Below are 7,368 nucleotides of genomic sequence, written 5' to 3'. Positions count from 1 at the left end.
ATATCGATACCGTTTATAGGTTTATTAGTAAGCATTTGAGCGTGTAAGAGGAAAATTAAAGGATGAATTTGAGTGAGTTAATAGCACCGGAAGCAATTATTCCGGCTCTTAAGGCTAATTCGAAAAAACAAGTTCTGCAAATTTTAGCCGAAAAAGCGTCTCAGCTTACAGGTCTTAGTGAGCATGTGATTTTTGATATCGTTTTGCAACGTGAGAAGCTTGGTTCAACGGGGCTGGGGGGTGGTATTGCGATTCCTCATGGAAAATTACCAGATATTAATCGGATTATTGGTATATTTGCACGTCTTGAAAGTCCTGTTGATTTTGAAGCTCTTGATGACGAACCTATAGATCTCGTTTTTCTGCTTTTAGCACCTGAAAATGCTGGTGCAGATCACCTAAAAGCTTTATCACAGATTGCACGTGTTTTGCGTCATGCTGATGTTGTGCAAAAATTACGCAATACGCATAATGCCAATGCGCTTTATGCTTTATTGATTCAAACTTCAGAATCAAATGCAGCTTAAAAGGAATTATGAGTATATAAATTACACCATAGAGCTTAGAAATAGTATAATTTGCATTTTAAAGGGCTGATAGTAAAAGATTACGTTATGCGATTCGCTCTTTAGACAGAGTCGAGGGTCTCTTTGTTTCATGATTAATATATTGATAATACTTGATTATTTTTGTAAGATATTTTTAAGATTATGAAAAGGTTATATCAGGACAATATTGAATACGCAGTATAAATATACTACAATGAGTGAAAGGTGGAGTATCTTACGGACATATATGTATTGGATATTGGATGTGTAACGTTGAGAGGTAATATTCACGAGGCTATGAGTTTTTTTGGGGAGTACGGGGTGTATTTTCAAAGTTGTGAAGTAGTTTACTTAAAGAAATCGTTTTTTCATAAAAGACGAAATGAGCTGTGTGAAATCAAAAATGTTGTTTTTTAATGTGATTATTGAATAAAAAATTCATATTTTGGTAACGACTAAAAGGTCACAATGGGACGTAAACATCTATTCTAATTGCTGTGAAGATATTTTGCTTATTGAAGGGATTAGGATAATTATACATAAGTATCGAGTATCGAGGAGTTTTTGTTTGAACTTTTCCGATGAAGAGAATCTTGTTAGAGATTAAAGAAGTGAGCTAAATGAAGATGTTTGAAAAGACTGTTATTGCTGCATCTGTAATGGTTTTTGTTACAGCGGGGGCAGCATATGCACAAACGCCAAGCCGTTTAAATCAATTTGAGGCGTGGGGAGCCTATTCTTATAAATCGCCTCAAAATACGATTTGTTATGTGTTATCTGTTCCTTTGAAGGCTCTTCCCACAACAGTTAATCATGGTGATAATTTTTTCTTAGTTACCAAGCGTTCTCAATCACCTGTTTCATTTGAACCGCAGTTTATGGCCGGCTATACGCTTCAAGAAGGGTCGAGAGTGACAGTGACCATTGGAGATAAGGACTTTGATTTTTTCACGAAAGATTCCTCAGCTTGGTTGGCATCATCAGAGCTAGAAAAACAGCTTATTTCTGCCATGCGCGCTGGAAACAATATGACAGTGAAAGCAATATCAAAACGGGGAACGCATACTACCTATACTTATTCTTTAAAAGGGGTTACTGCTGCCTTAAATGCAGCTCAAAAGTGCCATTAAGGTTTTGATAATTTCTAAAATAGTGATGTAAATTGGAAAGCAATGGCTATTTCCTATGATCTTAGACCTGTTGATTTATGTTTAGAACGAAAAACAGAGAATGTCGCTGTGAAAGAGAGTTCTAAGCTCTCTTTAATTGGATTATCGCAAGATGAAATAGTGCAAGCTTTGAAGACAGTTGGTATACCAGAGCGTCAAACGCGTATGCGTGCACGTCAGCTTTGGCATTGGCTTTATGTACGTGGTGTTTCAAATTTTGATGAAATGCTGAATATTTCTAAAGCCATGCAAGAAACACTTAAACGTCATTTTTCCATTGCACGTCCAGAAATTGTCGGAGAACAAATATCAAAGGATGGCACACGTAAATGGCTCTTACGTTTTCCAGCACGTGGGGCTGGAAGGCCTGTTGAAATTGAAACGGTTTATATCCCTGAAGAAGGACGTGGTACTTTATGTCTTTCATCGCAAGTAGGCTGTACGTTAACCTGCTCTTTTTGTCATACGGGAACACAGATGCTTGTTCGCAATCTGACCGCAGAAGAGATTTTAGCACAATTATTGATTGCACGTGATTGTTTGGGCGATTTTCCTGATAAAAATACCCCTGATGGGGCGATTGTTCCTGTTGAAGGGCGCAAAATTACCAATATTGTGATGATGGGAATGGGAGAACCTCTTTATAATTTTGAAGCTGTAAAAAAAGCTTTATTGATTGCTTCTGATGGCGATGGGCTTTCTTTATCAAAACGTCGGATTACGCTTTCAACCAGTGGGGTTGTTCCTGGAATTATCCGAACTGGAGAAGAAATTGGTGTTATGTTAGCAATTTCACTCCACGCCGTACACGATACGGTAAGGGATATGCTTGTTCCTATCAATAAAAAATATCCGCTTAGTTTGTTAATGGATGCTTGCCGTAATTATCCTGGTTTGTCTAATGCAAAACGAATCACATTTGAATATGTTATGCTGAAAGATATCAATGATAGTTTAGATGATGCTAAGCGATTAATTCAGTTATTGAAAGGCATTCCTGCTAAGATCAATTTAATTCCTTTTAATCCGTGGCCAGGGAGTAATTATCAATGTTCTGATTGGGAGCAAATTGAGCGTTTTGCTGATGTTGTTAATCAAGCAGGCTATGCTTCTCCTATTCGCACACCGCGTGGACGCGATATTTTAGCGGCATGTGGACAGCTTAAATCGGTTTCAGAGCGCTTACGGAAATCTGAACGTTTGAAACTTGAAAATGCCGTTGGTCATTAGTTAACGCAGTTTTCAGCGATATAAAGCCTATGTTTTTTTCTATAAATCAACATATAAATCCCGTATAATATCATGTGTGAGATAGAGGTTAATGTGGATCAGTGCGAGATGAAGAATCTCAGCTTTTATGGGTTCAATAGGGGAAAAAATATTGCATAAAATCTGTCTGCACAATCAATGAAATGAGGATGAAAGCTAAATTAGAGGAAAGTCCCAAGAGGCACACATTTCCGCCTCACACTCTTTACTTTGGCTTTATGATTTTTAAAAGCATCGATGGTAATATCTTCTAAAGAATGGAAATATATATTGCCTTATACTTTTGTTTGTTACGTTCTCTAACAAGATTACGTCTTACACGTAAAATGGCGTGTCTAAAATATAAATTCTATTGTCTTGTCCCTTGACATGTTTTTAAAAAAGCATTTCTTAATACACTCTTCATTTCACAAAAATACCAGCAAAGAGTATAACAAAAAAGCCTCTGTGAAATATAGGATACTTTAATAAAGATGTAAGTTGGTACCTGCATTCTATTTTTTGGCTTTTCTTGAGATATACAAGGGAAAGCTATTGTTTAATTCAACATCAATAGATTTAAAATGAGAGGGTTTCATAATATCTAGAGTTATCATTTAAATTAAAAATGATAAATTACACCTTATAAATCAATTTTTTGTAACGGTAAGAAGATGCAGAGCAAAGCTGGTAAAAGTACCAGCAATAAGCCAGTCGAGAAAGCGAAGATAAAGAGGGTTTTGTTTAAGGATTTTGGTAAGTTTATGTGCTGTAAAAACGACAGAAATTGTAATGGGAAAAGAAATAGGAATATAAGAGAGTCCCAAAAAGAGTAACTTTTGTGTTGCCATAGGATCATTCGCATTGATAAATTGTGGTAAGAATGTCGCATTAAAGAGTATGACTTTAGGATTGAGAAGATTAATTCCAATACCAGCGAGATAGTTACGTTTAGAGCTTTGAGATTTAGAAGATGTTGGTTCAAAGGAAAGTGTCGGTTTTCTCCGTAATGCTTGAAAGGCAAACCATAAAAGATAAAAGGCGCCAACAATTTTCAGAAGAACAAAAGCGTGTGGCGCAGCGAAAATAAGCGCTGATAAGCCTAGCGCTACGGCTGTAACCTGAATGGCAAATCCTGTTGCACTTCCCAAGGCGCATATGATTCCAGCTTTTTTGCTTTGTGTAATGGTTCGTCCTACAGAAAGCATCATATCAGGTCCTGGAATAAGTGCTAAAATCAACGATGCTAAAGCAAATTGTACAACAATAGACCACTCCGGTAGAAATGACACGTCAATCTCCTCTTATTTTTAAGTAATGTTCATTATTTATACTTTGAGATAGCTTTATTTATGTTTTTTGAGTCTTTTTAATGTTGTTTAAAGAGAATTCATTTTTATATTTCTTGCATCGTTTTAATTTTTTGGAAAAAAAAGCAATTCGTATAGGGCTTTAGAATGAAAAAGTGGCAAAATATTAGAAAAGTTGTTTTGGCTTATTCGGGAGGATTGGATACGTCAATTATTCTCAAATGGTTGCAAACCACGCTAGACGTTGAAGTTGTAACTTTTACAGCAGATTTAGGGCAGGGGGAAGAGTTAGAACTTGCTCGTCGTAAAGCTGAAATGCTCGGTGTTAAAGAAATCTACATTGAGGATTTGCGTGAAGAATTTGTGCGTGATTTTGTTTTTCCGATGTTTCGAGCCAATACCGTTTATGAAGGGGCTTATCTTTTAGGAACGTCAATTGCACGTCCACTTATTTCAAAACGCCTTATCGAAATTGCTAAGGAAACAGGGGCCGATGCTATTGCTCATGGAGCAACAGGAAAAGGCAATGATCAGGTGCGCTTTGAGCTTTCCGCTTATGCGCTTAATCCTGATATAAAGGTTATTGCTCCATGGCGTGATTGGGATTTTAAGAGTCGGACAGATCTCTTTGAATTTGCTCGTACACATCAAATTCCTGTAGAAAAGGATAAGCAAGGCGAAGCCCCTTTTTCTGTAGATGCAAATTTATTACATTCTTCATCAGAAGGAAAGATTTTAGAAAATCCAGCACTTCCTGCTCCTGAATATGTCCATATGCGTACTCTTTCTCCGGAAGATGCTCCAGATCAAGCAACCAGAATCACTCTTGGCTTTAAAAAAGGCGATGCTGTTTCAATCAATGGAAAAAATTTATCTCCTGCAACTTTACTTTCAGAACTAAATCATTACGGGCGAGATAATGGTATTGGTCGGTTAGATTTGGTAGAAAATCGTTTTGTAGGTATGAAATCGCGGGGTATTTATGAGACATCAGGTGGAACCATTCTTTTAACAGCTCACAGAGCTATAGAATCTTTAACGCTGGATCGTGGTGCAGCTCATTTGAAAGATGAATTGATGCCACGTTATGCAGAACTCATTTATTACGGCTTTTGGTTTTCTCCTGAACGTAAGATGTTGCAGGCAGCGATTGATTTATCTCAAGAACATGTTGAAGGTGAAGTCAAATTAAAGCTTTATAAGGGGAACGTGATTGTTGAAGGGCGCCAAAGCAACAAATCACTTTATTCGAGTGAATTGGTAACTTTCGAGGATGATCAAGGTGCTTATGATCAAAGAGATGCAACTGGTTTCATTAAATTAAATGCTCTACGTTTGTGTACATTAGCAAGGCGTTGTAAAGGTGATAAAGAAAAGAAATAAAAATTACTTTGATAAGTATCATGTGAGGCAGTACTTTTATATGAAACGCTTAACTTGATAATTTTTACCTGTTGGTTTTTATAGTTTTTTCGTTCAATGTTAGAGTCTTCACTTTTTTGCGAATAACCATAATAAGCAAGATCCACAAAAAAATAATAATAAAGGCTCTGATAATCAAAACAAGATAACTTCGCTTTATAACGTTCAATGTTTTTTATTTTATCCAGAACGAAATATGTTTACAGCGAGGGTAGTTTTTGTATTGTGACTTAAGAGTATAAAGATAATTTATATCTTTTTGCTTTCTATTATTGACGAATAAATTCAAGAACCATAAACCCTATTTTGAAGGATTATAATTTTTAGGATAAATAATGATGCGTAATCAGTGTGATGCCCTTAGCCTTACGCCTGAATTAAAGGATGCGGCTGCTCAATCGAGGACTTGGCCATTTGAAGAAGCACGTAAGATTATCAAACGGTACGAAAAGACGGGTTATCCAGACAGCGTAATATTTGAGACAGGCTATGGACCTTCTGGTTTACCGCATATTGGAACTTTTGGGGAAGTAGCACGTACAACTATGGTGCGTCATGCATTTCATATTCTTACCGAGAATAAAGTAAAACAAAACTGCTTTGTTTTCTGATGATATGGATGGTTTGCGCAAGGTTCCTGAGAATGTGCCAGATCGCGAGAAGATGGAACATTATCTTGGTCAACCGTTGAGCCGTGTCCCTGATCCTTTTGGAGATGATTATCCTTCTTTTGGAGCGGCGAATAACGCACGTTTATGTGCTTTTCTTGATCGTTTTGGTTTTGATTATGAATTTGCAAGTGCTACGGATTATTACAGTTCCGGTCGTTTTGATGAAACACTTTTAAAAATCCTTGCTTGTTATGACAAGGTAATGGCAATTATTTTACCAACATTGGGTGAAGAGCGACAGGCAACCTATTCTCTCTTTTTACCGATTTCTCCTTTTTCTGGAAAAGTGCTACAAGTGCCGATGATTGCGCGGAATGTTGAAAAAGGAACAGTTACTTATATTGAACCTGAAACAGGAGAAACTATAGAAACAGAAGTTACAGGAGGCAAGGTTAAGTGTCAGTGGAAGGTTGATTGGGCAATGCGCTGGACAGCGCTTGGCATTGATTATGAAATGGCAGGAAAAGATCTTATCGATTCCACAAATCTTTCTTCTAAAATTTGTAAAGTACTAGGTGGAAAGCCTCCAGAGGGATTTAACTATGAACTCTTTTTAGATGATAAAGGGCAGAAAATTTCCAAATCCAAGGGAAATGGCTTAACCATTGATGAATGGCTTACATATGCTCCAACAGAGAGCTTAGGGCTTTATATGTTTTCAAAGCCCAAGACAGCAAAACGGCTTTATTTTGATGTTATTCCTAAAGCTGTGGATGAATATTATGCGCATCTTTCTGCCTATGGTCGTCAAAGTTGGCAAGCACGGCTCAATAATCCTGTATGGCATATTCATAATGGTTGTCCACCGCAGGTTGATTTACCTGTACCTTTTGCGATGCTTTTAAATTTGGTAAGTGCTTCAAATGCAGAGAATTCAGAGGTTCTTTGGGGTTTTATTTCTCGTTACGCTAAGGGGGCAAATGCGCAAACTTATCCAGAACTTGATCAATTGGTGAAATTTGCCATTAAATACTTTGATGTTTTTGTTAAACCAAACAAG

5 protein-coding genes and 1 pseudogene are annotated in these 7,368 nt (G+C 37.0%); 5 read left to right on the top strand and 1 reads right to left on the bottom strand.

Translation table 11 applies throughout. The features are described from left to right. The first annotated feature begins 62 nt into the window (after nucleotides 1-62). From ptsN to rlmN, 3 genes are all read left to right on the top strand, one after another. On the top strand, nucleotides 63-527 hold the full coding sequence (ptsN, locus tag BN338_RS04485) for a PTS IIA-like nitrogen regulatory protein PtsN (RefSeq protein ID WP_039759419.1): 465 nt from the start codon (nucleotides 63-65) through the stop codon (nucleotides 525-527). A 647-nt stretch (nucleotides 528-1,174) separates the two neighbouring features. Then, on the top strand, nucleotides 1,175-1,678 hold the full coding sequence (locus BN338_RS04480; protein WP_039759556.1) for an invasion associated locus B family protein: 504 nt from the start codon (nucleotides 1,175-1,177) through the stop codon (nucleotides 1,676-1,678). Nucleotides 1,679-1,720: 42 nt separating this feature from the next. Then, the gene (gene rlmN, locus BN338_RS04475) at nucleotides 1,721-2,947 is read left to right on the top strand and encodes a dual-specificity RNA methyltransferase RlmN (RefSeq protein WP_039759418.1); all 1,227 of its coding nucleotides are present in this window, start codon (nucleotides 1,721-1,723) and stop codon (nucleotides 2,945-2,947) included. A gap of 668 nt (nucleotides 2,948-3,615) precedes the next feature. Here rlmN and BN338_RS04470 read toward each other — a convergent pair. Then, entirely contained in the window at nucleotides 3,616-4,257 is a 642-nt protein-coding gene (locus BN338_RS04470) for a LysE family translocator (RefSeq protein ID WP_039759417.1), read from the bottom strand. A 165-nt stretch (nucleotides 4,258-4,422) separates the two neighbouring features. Here BN338_RS04470 and BN338_RS04465 point away from each other — a divergent pair, with 165 nt between their 5' ends. After that, the gene (locus BN338_RS04465) at nucleotides 4,423-5,658 is read left to right on the top strand and encodes an argininosuccinate synthase (RefSeq protein WP_039759416.1); all 1,236 of its coding nucleotides are present in this window, start codon (nucleotides 4,423-4,425) and stop codon (nucleotides 5,656-5,658) included. A gap of 374 nt (nucleotides 5,659-6,032) precedes the next feature. Beyond that, a pseudogene (locus BN338_RS04460) lies at nucleotides 6,033-7,368 on the top strand (lysine--tRNA ligase); the annotation flags it as partial.

It is taken from the genome of Bartonella queenslandensis AUST/NH15, assembly GCF_000312585.1.
Lineage (GTDB): Bacteria > Pseudomonadota > Alphaproteobacteria > Rhizobiales > Rhizobiaceae > Bartonella > Bartonella queenslandensis_A.
This window is presented reverse-complemented; position numbering and strand designations above follow the sequence as displayed.

Excerpts from the sequence above, each read along its gene's own strand:
- BN338_RS04465 (WP_039759416.1), top strand. The coding sequence starts at position 4,423 with ATGAAAAAGTGGCAAAATATTAGAAAAGTTGTTTTGGCTTATTCGGGA.
- BN338_RS04480 (WP_039759556.1), top strand. The coding sequence starts at position 1,175 with ATGTTTGAAAAGACTGTTATTGCTGCATCTGTAATGGTTTTTGTTACA.
- ptsN (WP_039759419.1), top strand. The coding sequence starts at position 63 with ATGAATTTGAGTGAGTTAATAGCACCGGAAGCAATTATTCCGGCTCTT.
- rlmN (WP_039759418.1), top strand. The coding sequence starts at position 1,721 with ATGGCTATTTCCTATGATCTTAGACCTGTTGATTTATGTTTAGAACGA.